Origin of the sequence: Aquabacter sp. L1I39 (assembly GCF_017742835.1) — a bacterium.
Taxonomy (GTDB): domain Bacteria; phylum Pseudomonadota; class Alphaproteobacteria; order Rhizobiales; family Xanthobacteraceae; genus L1I39.
This window is the reverse complement of sequence record NZ_CP072392.1, coordinates 2,468,096-2,484,596: the sequence shown is the minus strand read 5'-3', so window position 1 is coordinate 2,484,596 and position 16,501 is coordinate 2,468,096. Positions and strand designations below refer to the sequence as shown.

General features: G+C 67.4%; 13 protein-coding genes and 1 tRNA gene. 2 read left to right on the top strand and 12 right to left on the bottom strand.

The window, feature by feature from the left end; genetic code table 11:
* Positions 1 to 30: 30 nt before the first annotated feature.
* The 9 genes from J5J86_RS10840 to J5J86_RS10800 form a co-directional block, all read right to left on the bottom strand.
* Positions 31 to 1,062 carry a LacI family DNA-binding transcriptional regulator gene (locus J5J86_RS10840; protein WP_209104903.1) on the bottom strand — a complete coding sequence of 344 codons (1,032 nt, stop codon included), beginning with the start codon at positions 1,060 to 1,062 and terminating at the stop codon, positions 31 to 33.
* Positions 1,063 to 1,539: 477 nt separating this feature from the next.
* Positions 1,540 to 3,591 (bottom strand): hydantoinase/oxoprolinase family protein, encoded by a 2,052-nt coding sequence (locus J5J86_RS10835; RefSeq protein WP_209104902.1) that lies wholly within the window; start codon positions 3,589 to 3,591, stop codon positions 1,540 to 1,542.
* A 2-nt stretch (positions 3,592 to 3,593) separates the two neighbouring features.
* A complete protein-coding gene (locus J5J86_RS10830; RefSeq protein WP_209104901.1) occupies positions 3,594 to 5,255 on the bottom strand; it encodes a hydantoinase B/oxoprolinase family protein in 1,662 nt (553 codons plus the stop codon).
* Positions 5,256 to 5,354: 99 nt separating this feature from the next.
* Entirely contained in the window at positions 5,355 to 6,671 is a 1,317-nt protein-coding gene (locus J5J86_RS10825) for an aspartate aminotransferase family protein (RefSeq protein ID WP_209104900.1), read from the bottom strand.
* 24 nt (positions 6,672 to 6,695) lie between these two features.
* Positions 6,696 to 7,403, bottom strand: coding sequence for an ABC transporter ATP-binding protein (locus tag J5J86_RS10820; protein WP_209104899.1), 708 nt, complete (start codon positions 7,401 to 7,403; stop codon positions 6,696 to 6,698).
* A complete protein-coding gene (locus J5J86_RS10815; RefSeq protein ID WP_209104898.1) occupies positions 7,390 to 8,127 on the bottom strand; it encodes an ABC transporter ATP-binding protein in 738 nt (245 codons plus the stop codon). The genes J5J86_RS10820 and J5J86_RS10815 overlap by 14 nt, the downstream gene beginning before the upstream one ends.
* Positions 8,124 to 9,083: a branched-chain amino acid ABC transporter permease gene (locus J5J86_RS10810; RefSeq protein ID WP_209104897.1), complete on the bottom strand. Its 960-nt coding sequence runs from the start codon at positions 9,081 to 9,083 to the stop codon at positions 8,124 to 8,126. Before J5J86_RS10810 ends, J5J86_RS10815 begins: the two co-directional genes overlap by 4 nt.
* 3 nt (positions 9,084 to 9,086) lie before the next feature.
* Entirely contained in the window at positions 9,087 to 9,962 is an 876-nt protein-coding gene (locus J5J86_RS10805) for a branched-chain amino acid ABC transporter permease (RefSeq protein ID WP_209104896.1), read from the bottom strand.
* Positions 9,963 to 10,073: 111 nt separating this feature from the next.
* Positions 10,074 to 11,222: an ABC transporter substrate-binding protein gene (locus J5J86_RS10800; RefSeq protein ID WP_209104895.1), complete on the bottom strand. Its 1,149-nt coding sequence runs from the start codon at positions 11,220 to 11,222 to the stop codon at positions 10,074 to 10,076.
* A 174-nt stretch (positions 11,223 to 11,396) separates the two neighbouring features.
* On the opposite strand from J5J86_RS10800, the gene J5J86_RS10795 reads away from it, so the two are divergent.
* On the top strand, positions 11,397 to 12,185 hold the full coding sequence (locus J5J86_RS10795) for an IclR family transcriptional regulator (protein WP_209104894.1): 789 nt from the start codon (positions 11,397 to 11,399) through the stop codon (positions 12,183 to 12,185).
* Between the two features lie 28 nt (positions 12,186 to 12,213).
* Here the strand turns inward: J5J86_RS10795 and J5J86_RS10790 are convergent.
* Both J5J86_RS10790 and J5J86_RS10785 read right to left on the bottom strand, forming a co-directional pair.
* A tRNA-Leu gene (locus J5J86_RS10790) sits at positions 12,214 to 12,300 on the bottom strand.
* A gap of 95 nt (positions 12,301 to 12,395) precedes the next feature.
* Positions 12,396 to 13,847 carry a flavin-containing monooxygenase gene (locus J5J86_RS10785; protein WP_209104893.1) on the bottom strand — a complete coding sequence of 484 codons (1,452 nt, stop codon included), beginning with the start codon at positions 13,845 to 13,847 and terminating at the stop codon, positions 12,396 to 12,398.
* Positions 13,848 to 14,019: 172 nt separating this feature from the next.
* Between J5J86_RS10785 and J5J86_RS10780 the strand changes: the two genes are divergently transcribed.
* Positions 14,020 to 15,333, top strand: coding sequence for an MFS transporter (locus tag J5J86_RS10780; RefSeq protein WP_247658326.1), 1,314 nt, complete (start codon positions 14,020 to 14,022; stop codon positions 15,331 to 15,333).
* 77 nt (positions 15,334 to 15,410) lie between these two features.
* Here the strand turns inward: J5J86_RS10780 and J5J86_RS10775 are convergent, their stop codons facing one another.
* Positions 15,411 to 16,424, bottom strand: a complete 1,014-nt coding sequence (locus J5J86_RS10775) for a 1-aminocyclopropane-1-carboxylate deaminase (protein ID WP_209104892.1) — start codon at positions 16,422 to 16,424, stop codon at positions 15,411 to 15,413.
* Between the last annotated feature and the right edge of the window lie 77 nt (positions 16,425 to 16,501).

Here is a 16,501-nt window from a genome sequence, read left to right as displayed (position 1 = left end):
GCCCACGGTCGGTCCGCAAATGCGGCCGCGTCAGCGCGATGGTCGCGGGGCCGAGGTGGAGCGACGGGGAATGAGGGTGGGGGCCGCCAGCCGCGTGCGTTCGCCGGGCGTGTCGGGATTGCCCATCATAAGCTCCAGCGCGGAACTGGCGATCTGGTCGAAGGGCACCCGCACAGTGGTGAGCGGGATGGGCAGCCGGCTGACGATGGGGATGTCGTTATAGCCCACCAGCGAAACGTCGCCCGGGACGGAAAGGCCGCGGCGGGCGAGGGTCGAGAGCGCGCCGATGGCAGTATTGTCATTGACCGCGAACAGGGCGGTGGGGGGCTGCGGCAGGTTCATCAACTGGTCCGCCGCCTCCGCTCCCGAATCGATGCCGAAGGTGGAATCCACCACCAAATCTGGATCCTGCGGGATTCCGGCCTCCCGCAGAGCCTGCTTGTAGCCCTCCAGGCGCCCCTTGCTGGAGGACGCATAGTTCGGTCCGGCGATGATGCCGATGCGCCGATGGCCGAGATCGATCAGGTGGCGGGTGGCAAGATAGCCGCCCAGATGATCATCGCCCACCGAGGCAAGGCTTCGGCCATCGCTGCGCAAGGCGAGAACGAAGGGGACCCCCCTGTCGGCCAGTTCGCGCGCGAAATCATCGCCCTCCCGTGCGGTGGACAGCACCAGCCCGTCCACGCCCCGCTGGAGCAGCGTTTGGGCGGCAGCCCGGTCCGCGCGGGGCTCGTCCTCGGTGGTGGCCACGATGGCGAAGCGGCCGGAGCGCGCGCAGGCCCGTGCGAGCGCCTCGTACAGCATGGCCATGACGGTGTCGGTCAGCCGGGGCACGATCACGCCGATGGTGTGGGTCTGGCCGCGCCTCAGGCTGGCGGCCGACACGTCCCGCACATAGCCAAGGCTCGTCGCCACTTCGCGCACCCGGCGGGCGGTGTCGCTCTCGGAGCGGGGCAGGCGCTCATCCAGGATGCGGGAGACGGTGGACTTGGAGACGCCAGCCGCCGCCGCCACGTCGTGAATGGTGACCCGCCCGTGTCGCTCGTTCGCCCCGTCGTCCAAGCCATCCCCCTAAAACCTGCCTCAGCGCCACTTAACGACGGCAGGGCGGCTGACACAAGACCTGATGCGGGAACGTTCCCGGTTCTCGTTCCGGCATGCCCGGCGCGGCGCGCTCGGCTAGCCCCCTTCTCGCAAACGGGCTTCCGTCCGCGGGCGGGGTGGAGCCTTCTAATATTATATTCCAGGACGGGACCGGAATTTCCCGTCATAGGACGGGAATGCTGGCAAGGGCCCGGTGTGTCGCGGCCTCCGGCTCCCGCCCGCGGGGCAACGAAGCGGCCGGGTACGGTCCACGGGTTGGGGGCTCCTGTGGACCTGTCGGCATCCCGCGCGTGCCCCGGGGTGCGCGATGGAGCGAAAATAGGCGCGCGCCCTTTGTGGGAGCGGCCTCCTCGGGGGAAGGAGGGTGCGCCGGGCGGATGTCCCCGCATTCCGCGCGGATGCACCCTCCAGCCTTGAGGTCCCGCGAGCCGACAATCAGGCGCTCCGGCTCACCGCGATGTCCAGCCAGCCAAGCTTATTGACGTACATCCTGTCCCCTCGGCCGATAAGAACGGTGGTGGTCTCCGATTCCACCAGCGCCGGGCCATGGACCTCGTGTCCGGGCCGCAGGTCCTCGAACCTATAGACCGGCACGCGCATCAGCGCGGGGAGGCGGATTTCGCGCGCTCGGCGCGGGGCCGGGGGCGCGGAGGCCGGGCGGAAGCCGTTATCTTCCATTACCTTAGGCACCGTTCCCACTGCCGAGACACGGGCATTCACGAACACCACTTCCTGGTCCGGTGAGGCGTAGGTGTAGAGCTCCTCGTGGCGGCGATGGAAGCGGGCGTCGATCTGGGAGAGGATGTCGCCATCGTTCAGGTCGAGGCCGTCCAGGTCTACATCGATCTCGAACACCTGCTCGCCATAGCGCATCTCGGCGGAGCGCTCGATCCGGATGGGGCCATCAAACCAGGCCTGCATGCGGGTGCGGGCGGTCTCCTCAAGCTCCTCAAAGACATGGCGTAGGGCGCCGGCGCGATCCGCCTCGCCCGTGTCGATGCTGGTGCGGCTCACCTCGTAGCGCAGGTCACTCGCCAGCATGCCCCAGGCGGAGAGTACGGAGGCCGTCACCGGGACGATGACCCGCGGGATCTCCAGCTCGCGCGCCACCTCCACCGCATGGAGGCCCGCTGCACCGCCGAAGCTGACCATGGCAAAGCGGCGCGGGTCGACGCCTCTGCGCAAGGTCATCAGGCGGATGCCGTCGGCCATGGAGAGGTTCACGAGCCGGTAGATGCCGGCCGCGGCCTCTTCCCGCCTGATGCCAAGGGCGCCCGCGACGGTGTCGACGGCCGCCCCCGCCGCGTCCGTGTCGAGGCGCCGCCGGCCGCCCATGAAGGCATCGGGATCAAGCGTGCCGAGCACCACATTGGCGTCGGTGACGGTGGGGGCTGTTCCCCCCTGGCCGTAGGCAGCGGGGCCGGGCTGCGAGCCTGCGCTGGCCGGGCCCACATGGAGCGTGCCGCCCGCATCCACCGCTGCGATGGAGCCGCCGCCGGCCGCGATGCTGGCAATGTCGAGGCTGCGGAGCGCGATGCGCTGGCCGGCCAAGCCCGCATCGGCGGTCAGCATGGCGCGGCCATCGGCGATGAGCGAAATGTCCGTACTGGTGCCGCCCATGTCGAAGGGGATGAGGTCGGCAATGCCGAGCAGCTCGGCGCAGCGCCGGCACCCGGAAATGCCGCCCGCCGGGCCGGACAGGGCCGTTCCGGCCGCCAGCCGCGCGGCCTCCTCCACGGGCGCCATGCCGCCATGGGAGAGGATGATGAAGAGCGAGCCGGCAAATCCCGCCTCCGCGAGGCTCCGCTCCAGATTGCGCAGATAAAGCTGCACCGCCGGGCCCACATAGGAATTCACCACCGTGGTGGAGACCCGCTCATATTCCTTGATCTGCGGCCACACATCACTGGAGCGGGACACATAGAGGCCCGGCAGTTCGCGCTTCAGGCGCTCCACCGTCTCGATTTCATGGGCGGGGTTGCGATAGGCGTGGAGATAGCAGACCGCCACCGATGTGGCCCCGGACCGCTTCACGGCTTCGATCGCTTCCCCCAGGGAGGCGGCGTCGAGGGGAATGCGCACCGCGCCGTCCGGCCCGATCCGCTCCCGCACGCCGAAGCGCAGCTCGCGCGGCACCAGTGGCTCGGGCGGGGGCGTGCGCAGGTCGTAGCGGTCGCCCTTCAGGCCCTCCCGCATTTCCAGTACATCGCGATGGCCCTGCGTGGTCAGCAGCGCCACCTTGGCGCCCTTGCGCTCCAGGAGCGCGTTGGTGGCGACCGTAGTGCCGTGGACCAGCCGCGTGGTCCGCGCCAGGAGTTCGGCGCGGGTGAGCCCGATCCGCGCCGCGAGATCCTCGAGGCCGGCCATCACACCCACCGACTGGTCGGCGGGGGTGGACGGCGACTTGGCGAAGACCGCCTTGCGGTCCGGTCCGATCACCACGAGGTCCGTGAAGGTGCCGCCCACATCGATGCCGATGGCGTACATGGTCACTGCTCCTTCCCGGTCTTCGTCACGAGGCCCTGGGCCAGATCGCGCGCGTGAGCCGCCGGTGCGCGCCGTTCGGGCGGTCCCCATCCGCCACCGCCGGCCGAGCGGATTGCCAGGGTGTCGCCGGGGCGCAATTCGATGCCCACTTCCTTTGTCTTGAGGGGGCGGGGCGGGCGCCCTTCGGAAAGGAGGCGATAGGTGTGCGGGATACCGTCCTCGCCGCCCTGGAGGCCGCAGGCGCCATGGCGGGTGCCATCGCCCGCCGTATTGGCGAGCGCCGGCTTCTCCGTCTCCAGCACCAAATCGAGCGCCACGCCGAGGCCGCCGCGATGCTGGCCGCGCCCGCCGGAATCGGGACGGAATTCGTGGTGCCGGAAATGCAGGGGAAAGCGGGCCTCCGCCACTTCGATGGGGCCGAACTTGATGCCGCCCACCGTGTGCCATTCGCCGATGGACGACCATCCGTCTCCGCCCGGTGAGGCGCCCCCGCCGGGCCGGGCCTGGAACATATGCCAGATGAAGGGCCGTCCATTGCGCGGGTCCTCGCCCTGGATCGCCACCCGGAAGCGCCGGCTCCAGCCGGCCATGGCCCGATCGGGGCAGCATTGGGCCATGGCCTTGATGACCGCTTCCACGATTTCATTGGAGGGATGGCTGGTGCACATGGTCACCGGCCGGCCGGGATCGGCCCACACGATGGTGCCCTGCTTCAGCACCACCTTCAGCGGGCGGAGCGCGCCGTCATTCTTGGGCGTCTGCGGGTCGATCAGATAGGCGAAGGCCATGGCCACGGCGGCCTGGGTGTTGGCGTGGGAGGAGTTCACGAAGCGGTCGGTCTGCGGATCGGACTGGGTGAGGTCCACCTCGATGTCGCTGCCACACTTGGTGACGCGGGCGGCGATGCGCAGGTCCGTGCGGGTGTGGCCGTCATCGTCCAGGAAGGCCTCGCCATCGAACACGCCGTCCCGCCAGCCGGCCACCACCGCGCGGGTCTGGTGCTCGGCGGCATTGAGGATGGCTTCCACGGCCCGCTCCACCATGTCGAGCCCGAATTCGGCGAACAGCTTTTCCAGCTGGCGCTGGCCCAAATGCGCCGCGCCCACCATGGCGGCGAGATCGCCCCGGAAGTCGCGGGGATTGCGCACATTGAGCGCCAGCAGGTCGAGGAAATCCGCCCGCAGCTTGCCCGCGTCATAAAGCCGGACCGGCGGCACGCGCAGGCCCTCCTGCCAGATTTCGCTGGCCTGCGGATTATAGCCGCCATGGGTGGCGCCGCCGATGTCGCTCTGGTGGGCGCGCACGATGGTCCACAGCAGGCGCCGCCCCTGCGCGAACACGGGCACGAAGGCGGTGAGGTCCGGCAGGTGGCTGCCGCCATGGTAGGGATCGTTGAGCAGGAACACGTCGCCGGGGGCGATGTCGTCGAAGCGCGCCTCCACCGCCCGCGTCGCCCAGGGCAGGGCGCCCACATGCACGGGAATATGGTCCGCCTGCGCGATCAGACGCGAGCGGGTGTCGCAAATGCCGATGGAGAAGTCGCGGCTGGAATTGAGGATCTGGGAATAGGAGGTGCGCAGCATCGCCTCCCCCATCTCCGCCACGATGGAGGAGAGGCGGTGCTGAACGACGGAGCGCGTGATGGGATCGACCGCAGTCGACATGGGGGATGCCTTTTCGTCGCGTGAGCGGGGCCGTCCGGCGCCTGGAGCGCCGCCGCCGAAGTCGCTCATGGGATGGAAGCGGGACCGGGGCGGCTGAAACTACAGGGCCGCCACGTCGGCGATGGAGGCGGAGATGGCCTCGACGATATGGTCGAGGTCCGCATCGCTCATGGGTGTCGAGAGGGCGAACAGGCCATAGCCGGCCGCCAGCACCCCTCGGTTCAGCAGGCCCAGATTGAAGCGGGCGAGGCGCGCGGCCTCCTGCGGAGTCGGGTAGGCGCTGCGATATTCGCGCACCGGCCGGTCGGTGAAATGGATCTTGGCGAGCGAGCCGAGGCCCACCGCGCGGCCGGGCACGCCATGGCGGGCGAAGGCCTCATTGGTGCCGACGCGCATGCGTTCGCCGATGGCATCGAGCCGGGCGAAGGCGGCCTCGTCCAGCATCTCCATGGCCGCCTGGCCGGCGCGCATGGTGACAGGATTGGCCGAGAAGGTGCCGCCATGGGGCAAAGCGGGCTTGCCGGAGGTGGGATCGAACACGGCCATGAACTCAGCCCCGCCGGACACCGCGCCCACGGGAAAGCCGCCACCGATGATCTTGCCGAGCGTGGTCAGATCCGGCTGGATGTCCCACAGCCCCTGCGCCCCCTTGTAGCCCAGGCGGAAGGTGATGACCTCGTCAAAGATGAGGAGCGCACCCACCTCGCGGGACACCTCCCGCAGGGCCTCAAGATAGGCCCGGTCCGCCGGCACCAGGCCCGCCCGGTTGGGCATGGGGTCCACCAGGATGCAGGCCAGATCCCACCCATGTTCCCGGATGAGGCTGACCGCCGCGTCCACGTCGTTGAAGGGCAAGGTGAGGGTGTCGGCGAGCACATTGGGCGGCGTGCCCTTGGCATAGGCCACCGAGACCGGCGCATTGGCGCCCCAGGTTTCCGGGCCAGGATCCAGGCTCACTTCCGCATAGTCATAGGAGCCGTGATAGGCCCCCTCGCACTTGGCGATGCGGGCGCGGCCCGTATAAGCGCGGGCGGCTTTGAGCGCCATCATCACCGCCTCGGTGCCGGAATTGCAGAAGCGCACATGGTCGACGCTGTCGAGGCGCTCGGCGAGCAGCTCCGCAAGATCGATTTCCGCCTCGGTGGGCATCCCGAAGGCGCTGCCGAGCGCGATCTGGCGGGTGGCCACCTCCACCAGGCGGGGATGGGCATGGCCATGGATGCCGGCGGTGAAATTGTTGATGCAGTCGATGCGCGACACGCCGTCCACATCGATCACCCTGCAGCCTTCGCCCCGCGCCGCATAGACCGGATAGGGCTTCATGAAGACGGTGGTCCGGGTATTGCCGCCGGGCAGGCTCTTGAGGGCGCGGTTATAGAGGGCCTGGGAGCGGGAGGAGGGGTCGGGATAGGTCATGGATGACACTCCGTCGGCGCCGGTTCAGCGGCCGAGATAGGCTTGGCGGACGCGGTCGTCCTGTCTGAGGGAAGAGGCGCTGCCTTCGGCGGCGATGCGGCCGTTTTCCAGCACATAGCCGCGATCGGCGACCGCGAATGCGAGCACGGTGTTCTGCTCCACCACCAGGATGGTGAGGCCAGCGGCGGCGATCTGCCGGATGCGCTCATAGACCTCCTCCGCAAGTCGCGGCGCGAGGCCGAGGGAGGGTTCGTCCAGCAGCAAAAGGCGCGGGCGCGCCATGATGGCCCTGCCGACGGCCAGCATCTGCTGCTCGCCGCCCGACAGTGACCAGCCGAGCTGGACGCGCCGTTCCTTCAGGCGGGGGAAGAGATCGAACACCTGAGCGAGATCGTCGGCCACCGATTGGCCCATCCGCCGCCAGGGTGTGGCGCCGAGGATGAGATTTTCTTCCACCGTGAGCCCGGGAAAGATCCGCCGCCCCTCGGGCGCCTGGGCGATGCCGAGCTTCACGCGCTTCTCGCTGGCGATGCCGGTGATGGGGCGCCCCTCGAACAGGATGGCGCCGGAGGCGACGGGGTTGAGCCCCGATATGGCCCGCAGCAAGGTGGTCTTGCCCGCGCCATTGGCGCCGATCAGCGCCACCGTCTCGCCCGCCCTCACATGCAGGGAAAGACCGTGCAGCGCGACATTGCCGCCATAGGCGACCACCAGGTTTTCAATCGCCAGCATGGCTGTAGCCCTCCCCGAGATAGGCGGACAGGACGGCCGGATCGCGCTGCACATGCGCCGGCGTGCCCTCGGCGATGCGGCAGCCGAAATTCAGCACCAGGATGCGCTCCGCGAGCCGCATGACCATGCCCATATTGTGCTCGATGAGGACCACGGCGAGGCTGTGCTCCGCCCTGAGCGCCGTGAGGCGCTCCATCAGCAGTTCCACCTCGCCCAGATTGAGGCCGGCGGCCGGCTCGTCGAGGAGGAGGAGGCGCGGCCCGCAGGCCAGCGCCCGGCACAATTCCACCATGCGGCGCTGGCCATAGGAGAGGGCGCCCACCATCCGGTCCGCCTCATCCGCGAGGCCCATGCGGGCGAGAATGGCCAGGGCGGCCTCCCGCAGCTGCCGCTCGCTGCGTCCGGGTTGGATGGCCGCGCCGGTCATGACGTTTTCCAGCACCGACAGGCGCGGAAACAGCCGGCCGTGCTGGAAGGTGCGCCCGAGGCCCGCCCGGATGCGGCCATGGGTGGGCGTGCGGGTGATGTCACGGCCCTCGAATTGGACCGTTCCGGTGGTTGGAAAATCCAGTCCCGTCAGCACGTTGAGGAAAGTGGACTTGCCCGCCCCATTGGGACCGATGACGGCGACGAATTCCCCCGCCGCAACGGTGAAGTCCACGTCGGTCAGGGCCATCAGCCCGCCATATCGCTTCGAGACGGCAGAAGCCTGCAGCAGTGTCATGGCGTCGACCTCTTCGCAGTCTTCTTCGCGAGGTCCCGCACACGGGTCGCGAGACCGATGAGACCAGTGGGGAGGAAGATGAGGATCAGCAGCAGCATCAGGCCGAAGAAGGCGAGATAGGCATCGCCCAGGAAGCGCAGCCATTCCGGCAGGAAGGTCAGCAGCACCGCGCCGATGATCGCGCCCGCCACGGATCCCTCGCCGCCCACGATCAGCATCGCGAGATACACGATGGAGTGGGCGTAGTTGAAATCCTCCGGCGCCACGAACCGCATGTGGGTGGCGAACAAGACGCCGGCGAGGCCCGCGAACGCCGCCGACAGGCACAGGGCCGCGATCTTCACCCGCGTCACGTCGATGCCGATCATGCGGGCGGCGGTCTCGTCGTCGCGCACGGCCATCATGGCGCGGCCGTGGCGCGAATGCTGGAGGGCGATGGCGATGGCCGCGCAGACCGCCAGGAAGAGGAGGGCAAGCCAGAGGAAGCGCCGCTCGTCATCGAAGGCGAAGCCCGCGAGGCTCAGCCCTGGAATGTTGGAAATGCCGTTGGTGCCGCCAGTCAGGCCGATCCAATTGGTGGCGACGATGGTGAAGCTGACATTCAGCCCCAGCGTCGCCAGCGCCAGATAGTGCCCCTTCAGCCGCAGCAATGGCGTACCGATGATCGTCGCGAAGAGCGTGGTCACCACGATGGCGACGATCATGGCCAGCCAGGGCGACCATCCCGCCGCCGTGGTCAGGATGGCCAGACTATAGGCGCCGAACCCCACGAAGGCGGCACTGCCCAGCGAAATGAGGCCGGCCAGGCCGAAGGCGAAATTGAAGCCGATGACCGCGATGGCGGAGATCACCGACACATTCAGCAGCCGCAGCCTGTAGTCGGCGAGCACCAGGGAGAGCAGACCGCCGAGAACGAGGATGACGAGGGCGGCGAGGAGGGGATGGCGCAGGCGCATGGCTCAGCCCCTGTCCTGGATGCGCTCGCCGAACACACCCTGCGGGCGCACGAGCAGGAAGAGGATCATGACCACAAAGGCGATGAGGTCCTTGTAGGCGGAGGAGATGTAGGAGGCGCCCAGAAGTTCGGTCAGGCCGACGATGAGGCCCCCCGCAATGGCGCCGGGCAGGCTGCCGAACCCGCCGATGATGGTCGCCGCGAAGGCTTTCAGCGCGATGGGATCGCCCATGTTCACGTCGGCGAACCACATGGGGCCGAGCAAAAGGCCGGCAATCCCAGCCAGCACGGCAGCCAGCACCCAGGTCAGCGCCAGCAGCAGGTTCACGTTGAGCCCCATCAGGCGGGCCGCCTCCATGTCCTGCGCCACCGCCCGCATGCCGATGCCAAGTGCCGTGCGGTAGAAGAGCAGCCAGATGAGGCCCACCAGCACCGCCGTCACCACCACGGTGAGGGCCGCATGGGCCGTGATGACCGCGCCGGCAATGTCGAGGGTGACCCCTTCCAGCGGGGAGGTGAGGCGGAAGGGCCAGGAGCCGAAACCCAGCAGCGCCGCATTCTGCAGGATGATGCCCACCGCCACCGTTCCGATGATGACGGTGACCACCGGACTGGCCCGCAGCGGCAGATAAACCAGGGTGAAAAACAGCATCCCGAAGGCCACCATGGCCAACAAGGCGGCGCCATAACCGATGGGCCAGGGCAGGCCCAGATTGACCATCATGGCCACACCCGAGAAGGTGCCCAGCATCACGAACTGGCCGGCGGCGAAATTCACCACGCCAGTGGCGGAATAGACAATCACGAAGCCCAGCGCGGCCAGCGCATAGACGCTGCCGAGCGCGAGCCCGTTGACGAACAACTGGATGAAATCTGCCATGCTGCGCTCGCGATGGGTCATTCGCGCGAAGGGAGCTTCGGGCGGGGCGTGACTGGCGAAGGCGTTGAAAGGCGCGGCCGGCGAGGGGCGGGCCGGCCGCGCTTCGAGCTGTCAGTTGACCGTGATGGTCTTCACCAGCTCGAATGTCTTGGTGCCGGGCTTGGCCTTGACCACGGCCAGGTCATGCACGCCGTTGCCCTTGGCATCGTAGGAATAGACATGGCCGATGCCCTTCCAGTCGCGCAATTGGGCGAGCCAGTCGCGCAGCGCCTTGGGGTCCGTGCCCACCTTGCGCATGCCCTCGGCCATGATGAGCGCGCCGTCATAATAGGCGAGGCCATAGGGATCGGGATCGATGCCGTATGCGGCCCGGTAGCGTTCGATGAAGTCCTTCATGCGACCGCCCGCAGCCGGGTCCATGTAAGCGTCCACCACGCCGGAGACGTTTTCAAGGTCGCCGGGGGAGATCAATTGCAGCGCGGCCGGCACCAAGGCGGCTGACGACGTCACGATCGGCATCTTCATGCCCAGCATCTTGGCCTGGCGCAGAAGCAGAGCGCCGTCCTGAGGATAGACGAACATCAAGATCACGTCCGCCCCCTTGCTGCGCAGGGCCAGCATCTGGGCAGAAAAGTCCTTGTCGTTCTGGCCATAGGCTTCCATGCCGACCACCGGCGTGCCGGCGGCTTCGAGCAGCTTCGCCGCGATCTGCGCGCCGCCCTGGCCGAAATCGTTCTGGATGAAGAGGATGCCGGGCTTCTTGGCGCCCAGGAGCTTGGCCGCCTCTACCATGCCGGCGGCGGATACGCTGTCGGCTGGGCGCACGCGGAACAGCCATTCATTGCCGCCCTCCGCCACCACGTCGGCGCCGCCCGCATACATGGCGGGCACCGCGATTTTCTTCACTTCGGGAGATACGGCAAGGTTCTGCGTGGAATAGCTCGACAGGAAGTAAAATGACGGCTTCACCTCCTGAGACAGCTTCATGAAGGCATTCACGGCCGTGCCGTTGGAGGCCTGCGTGTCCTCGAACACGAACTTGACCTTGCGGCCGTTGATGCCGCCAGCTGCGTTGATGTCCTGTTCAGCCATGCGCAGCGAGTTGTGATACTGCTTGCCGGTCAGGGAGAGCGGACCCGTCATCGGCACGGTCGCGCCCACGAGGATCTCTCCCTGCTGGGCCAGGGCCGCGCCCGCGCCGATGGACGCAAGGCTGGCGGCCAGCGCCAGCTTCAGAAACTGCTGTCTCGTGAAATCCATCTTGGAACCCTCTGTTGAAAGGCATCGGGGGCGCATTGAGCGGCGGCACATTCGTGCTGGCCGCCTGCACCGCTCGCTTGACTTATTCCGATAATCGGAATAACGTTCTATTTATTGAACGAACGTTAGAAGGCTCTCCGGGTGATGTCAACAACCGGGAGAGAGGGAGTTGCCATGGTGGATGAGGCAGGCACGGAAAGCCCACTTGAGCGCTACATGCGCCTCCTGGAACTCATTGCAGGCTTTCCCGGCGGCCTGGCGCTGGCCGACGTGGCGGAATTGTCGGATCTGCCAAAGACCACCGCCCATCGCCTCTTGAAGGGCCTCGTCAAGACGGGGCTGGCGGCGGGGGGGCAGGGGGGCAAGGCCTATGTGATCGGCCCGCGCCTGTCGCGCATGCTGCATTCCACTGCCGATGACGGTTGGTTGGAAGTTCTGGTGCGCCCTGTCTTGGTGGCGCTGGCGGAACAATCGGGCGAGGCCTGCTATGTCACCCGGCTTGTCGGCAGCCGTGTCTTCGTTGTCGCCTCGCAAGCGCCGGAGGTGCGCTGGCGCTCCTATGTCCAGCCTGGTATCGAGATGCCCCCCAACGCCGCCGCCACCAGCAAGGCCATCGTTGCCTTCCAGGACGAGGCGGTGATCCGCCAGGCGCTGGCCGCCGATCTCCCGAAGCTGACGGTGAACACCCACACGGACGAGGCCTGGATCCGGGAGGAGTTCGCCCGCGTGCGCGCCCAGGGCTATGCCACCTGCGTCGGCGAGGTGGACGAGGGCCTCGCGGCGCTCGGCGCGCCGGTGGTCCAGGCGGATGGGCAGGTGCTCTATTCGGTGGGACTCACCGGCCCCCTGCCGCGCATCATGAACGAAGAGCTGCCCTCGCGCGTCGCGATGCTCAGCGCTGCTGCCAATGAACTTGCAGGAAAGCTTGCGCTCGGCACCCGATTGGCGCGGGAGGCGCCATGAGATGCGGTGCCTCGGACCATGGGGGGAGTGGTGCGGGCGGTCGGACTCGAACCGACATATCCGTGAGGACGGCGGATTTTGAGTCCGCTGCGTCTACCAGTTCCGCCACGCCCGCATCGCTGCCTTCAATATAGGGTCGCGGCCGCACCGCCAACAAAAAACACACCTTTGCCCACCGCCACGGATGTCCCAGGTCCCATCCGCCTGGGCCTATGGCGCATCAGGGCGGGCATATTCCTCGCCGGTGAGGTCCGGCTCGTCGAAGGATTTCAGCCGCGCCACATGGTGCGCCGCGTCGGCCAGGAACAGGTCGCGGCTGATGGCGCGCACCAAACGGGGCACGCCGTGTTTCAGGCTCCCGATGTCGCCGGCGCCGCGGGCGTGGCTGGTGGTGGCGGCCATGTTGTAGAGATGGATGTCCTTCAGGTAGGGGGCTTGTCCCGGCACCTTTTCCTGGAAGGCGAAGCCGCCATCCAAATAGGGGCTGAGGCCAAGGCTTGTGCTTTCAAGGCCCGTCGGCGGGGTGTAGCGGTCCCGCCAGAGGGCGACGTGCTCTGCAACGCCCTCGAGCTCGGGGCGGGTGGAGAGGTCCACATCGTAGCCCGTGCCGGCAATCACCACGTCGAAATGATACGTCTCCTTCGGCGTGACGATCTCCACCCCCGCGCCATGGGCGCGCGCGGCCGTCCAGCCTTCGCCCAGATGAAGGCGGAAGGCCGCAAGCCCGGTCGCCCGGCGCACCGTATCGGCGATCGGCCCCACCGCGCGGCGACGATAGAAGGACATCAGTTCCCAGCGGGCGGCATCCGGCAGATCGTGGAAATTGTCCAGCACGCCCGCATAGGACATGGCTTTCAGCGTATTGACCCGGTTGAGGTCCGGGCTGCGGCAGAAGAGATCGGCGCTCAACGCCCCCCGCTCCACTGCCGTCGCCGCCGCGTCGAAGGCGGCGGAGGCGGCCCCCAATATGCCGATGCGCTTGTCCTGCAGGGCGCCAAAATCGATTTCCTGTTCCGAATGCAAGCGCAGATGCGCGGGCAAGGCCGCAAGGAGCGCCGGCATATGAGGCCGGCCGCCGCCCGCCATGCCGGTAGCCAGAACGATCTTGCGCACCGTCTCCACCGTCTCGATGCCATGGTCGGACAGATGCACGCGGAACCCTTCGATCATCGGCTCGATGCGCAGGAGCTTGACCTCGTTCCGCACGGGCACCTGTACGGTCTTGCGGAACCATTCCACATAATCGGCCCAGTCCTCGCGCCCGCAGCGCACCAGCGCCTCATAAGCCAGCGCGCCGAACTTGGCCTCGTACCAGGCGCGGAAGCTCAAGGGCGCGATGCCCCCCTCCGGGCCAGGTAGCGTCTTGGCGGAGCGCAGCGTGCGCATGCGGGCGGTGTTGCGCCACACGCCCTCCCGTCCGGCGGGGGCCGCATCGATCACGCTGGTGCGGGTGACCCCGGCGCGGCGCAGGGCGAAGGCCACAGCGCAGCCAGTTTGCCCTCCGCCCACGATCAGCACGTCATGGTCGACGCCTGGTCGCTCCGGAACCCAGCCTTGGGCATCGTCACCGAGCAGGGCGACGTCGCGCGCCGCCGCCGCTGCGAGGGCATCCAGCGCCTGCTGCGCATGGGGGAGCTGGGGGGCGACTGCGAAGGGGGGCATAGGCAACTCGGAAGGCGGCAAAGGCAGGGCATCCATAAGGGCCCGTTCGATGCGATTGATCAACACACTTTGTGCGTTGCACCAGCCACCTGCGGTTGGATCGCCTCCGCCGTGCGCAGGCCGTTGACGGCATCGGCCCGGCGCTCCACAAGCGGGCCGGGGACGTGCAAGGGTGGGGGTGATCGTGCATCAGGCTATATCTGATGAGAGCGAGGTGGAGGCGCGGGCGTTCGCGAAGGCGGTGCGCCGGCTCATACCCTTCATGATGCTCTTGTACCTGGTCAGTTTTCTGGACCGGGTGAATGTGGGCTTCGCCGCGCTGACCATGAATGCCGATCTGGGCTTCTCCCCGGAAGTCTATGGCTGGGGTGCGGGCATCCTCTTCATCGGCTACTTCCTGTTCGAGGTTCCGAGCAATCTGGTGCTGGAGCGGGTGGGCGCGCGGCTGTGGATCTGCCGCATCATGGTCACCTGGGGCCTGATCTCGGCGGCCACCGCCTGGGTCTCGGGCACCACCAGCTTCTTCATCCTGCGCTTCCTCTTGGGCGCGGCGGAGGCCGGCTTCCTGCCGGGCATGATTCTCTATCTCGGCTATTGGTTCCCGCTCGCGATGCGGGCGCGCTATATCGCCCTCTTCATGGCTGCGGTGCCCATCGCCAGCGCGGTCGGCGCGCCCTTGTCGGCGGCGATCCTGGAAACCCACGGCTTTCTGGGGCTTGCCGGCTGGCAGTGGCTGTTCATCATTGAGGGAGTGCCAGCCTGCATCCTGGGCGTGCTCGTGCTTTTCTTCCTGCCGGATGGGCCGCAGGATGCCCGCTGGCTGACCGCGCAGGAAAAACAGGCGATCGCCACGCGCCTCGCGGCGGACCATGCCGGAGACGATGCGGCAACGCATCATGCCTTGTGGCCTGCCCTTCGGGACCGGCGGGTGCTGCTGCTGGGCATCATCTATCTCGGCATCGTGGTGGGCATTTACGGCATCGGGCTGTGGCTGCCGCAGATCATCCATGCGCTGGGCTATTCCACCCGCGAGGTGGGTCTCATCCTGATCCTGCCCTATGCGTTGAGCGCGGTGGGCATGCTGGCCTGGGGCCGGCATTCCGACCATTCCCGCGAGCGCATCCTGCACGTGGCGGGAGCGGCCTTCCTGGGCGCCGTCGGGCTGGCGGCGAGCGTCCACACCTCCTCCCACGCCCTGGCCATCCTTGCGGTGACGGCGGCCTCGGTGGGCCTTTATGGCGCGCTCGGCCCCTTCTGGTCGGTGCCACCGCTCTTCCTGCGCGGCACGGCGGCGGCGGCGGGCATCGCGCTCATCAATTCCATCGGCAATCTCGGCGGCTTCTTCGGTCCCTATCTGGTGGGCTTCATCAAGGAGCATACCGGCCGCTTTACCGCCGGCTTCGAAGTGCTGGCGGCGGTGGTGTGCGCCGCCGGGCTCCTGACCTTGCTCCTGCGGCGGCTGATCGGCACCCGGGGGCCGTCCTGAGCGCATCCGGCAGGGCCAAAGAAAAAGGGAGGCGTCCCCCGCAGGCGCCTCCCTCCCAACGGCCAAAGTGTGACCGATCAGCCGTTGCGAAAGGCGTAGCCATAGCCGTTGAGGGCCGGTGCGCCGCCGAGGTGCGCATAGAGCACCTTGGAACCTTCCGGGAAATAGCCTTTTTTCACCAGATCGATCATGCCCTGCATGGACTTACCCTCGTAGACAGGGTCCGTGATCATGGCTTCGAGGCGGGCGACGAGGCGGATGGCGTCCTTGGTCTCTTCGGACGGCACGCCGTAGACCGGATAGGCATAGTCCTCCACCAGTACCACGTCCTCTTCGGTGATCTCGCGGCCGAGCTCCACCAGGTCCGCCGTGCGCTTGGCGATTTCCAGCACCTGTGCCTTGGTCTGGGCCGGGGTGGCGGAGGCGTCGATGCCGATCACGCGCTGCGAGCGGCCGTCCTTGGCAAAGCCCACCGTCATGCCGGCATGGGTGGAGCCGGTGACGGTGCACACGATGATGTAGTCGAACTTGAAGCCCAGTGCCTCTTCCTGCGCCCGCACTTCCTCGGCAAAGCCCACATAGCCAAGGCCGCCCTTGGGATGCACGGAGGCGCCAGCCGGAATGGCGTAGGGCTTGCCGCCGGCGGCCTTCACCTCGGCGATGGCATCTTCCCAGCTCTTGCGGATGCCGATGTCGAAGCCGTCATCCACGCAGCGCACGTCCGCGCCCATGATGCGCGAGAGCATGATGTTGCCCACCCGGTCATAGACCGCGTCCTCGTGGGGCACCCAGGCTTCCTGCACCAGGCGGCACTTGAAGCCGATCTTGGCCGCCACGGCCGCGATCATGCGGGTGTGGTTGGACTGTACGCCGCCGATGGACACCAGTGTGTCGGCATTGGAGGCGATCGCATCGGGGATGATGTATTCGAGCTTGCGCAGCTTATTGCCGCCATAGGCAAGGCCCGAATTGCAGTCCTCGCGCTTGGCATAAAGCTCGACCTTGCCGCCCAGGTGCTCGGTGAGACGCGAGAGCTTCTCGATGGGCGTGGCACCGAAGGTGAGCGGATAACGTTCGAATTTGGAGAGCATGGCCGACCCCGTGGAAGGTGTTCTGATGGGCCGGATGCTAGCCATAGATGAGATGAAATGTCCTTTCTTTATGATGG

Excerpts from the sequence above, each read along its gene's own strand:
- J5J86_RS10835 (WP_209104902.1), bottom strand. The coding sequence starts at position 3,591 with ATGTACGCCATCGGCATCGATGTGGGCGGCACCTTCACGGACCTCGTG.
- J5J86_RS10830 (WP_209104901.1), bottom strand. The coding sequence starts at position 5,255 with ATGTCGACTGCGGTCGATCCCATCACGCGCTCCGTCGTTCAGCACCGC.
- J5J86_RS10825 (WP_209104900.1), bottom strand. The coding sequence starts at position 6,671 with ATGACCTATCCCGACCCCTCCTCCCGCTCCCAGGCCCTCTATAACCGC.
- J5J86_RS10820 (WP_209104899.1), bottom strand. The coding sequence starts at position 7,403 with ATGCTGGCGATTGAAAACCTGGTGGTCGCCTATGGCGGCAATGTCGCG.
- J5J86_RS10815 (WP_209104898.1), bottom strand. The coding sequence starts at position 8,127 with ATGACACTGCTGCAGGCTTCTGCCGTCTCGAAGCGATATGGCGGGCTG.
- J5J86_RS10810 (WP_209104897.1), bottom strand. The coding sequence starts at position 9,083 with ATGCGCCTGCGCCATCCCCTCCTCGCCGCCCTCGTCATCCTCGTTCTC.
- J5J86_RS10805 (WP_209104896.1), bottom strand. The coding sequence starts at position 9,962 with ATGGCAGATTTCATCCAGTTGTTCGTCAACGGGCTCGCGCTCGGCAGC.
- J5J86_RS10800 (WP_209104895.1), bottom strand. The coding sequence starts at position 11,222 with ATGGATTTCACGAGACAGCAGTTTCTGAAGCTGGCGCTGGCCGCCAGC.
- J5J86_RS10795 (WP_209104894.1), top strand. The coding sequence starts at position 11,397 with ATGGTGGATGAGGCAGGCACGGAAAGCCCACTTGAGCGCTACATGCGC.
- J5J86_RS10785 (WP_209104893.1), bottom strand. The coding sequence starts at position 13,847 with ATGCCCCCCTTCGCAGTCGCCCCCCAGCTCCCCCATGCGCAGCAGGCG.
- J5J86_RS10775 (WP_209104892.1), bottom strand. The coding sequence starts at position 16,424 with ATGCTCTCCAAATTCGAACGTTATCCGCTCACCTTCGGTGCCACGCCC.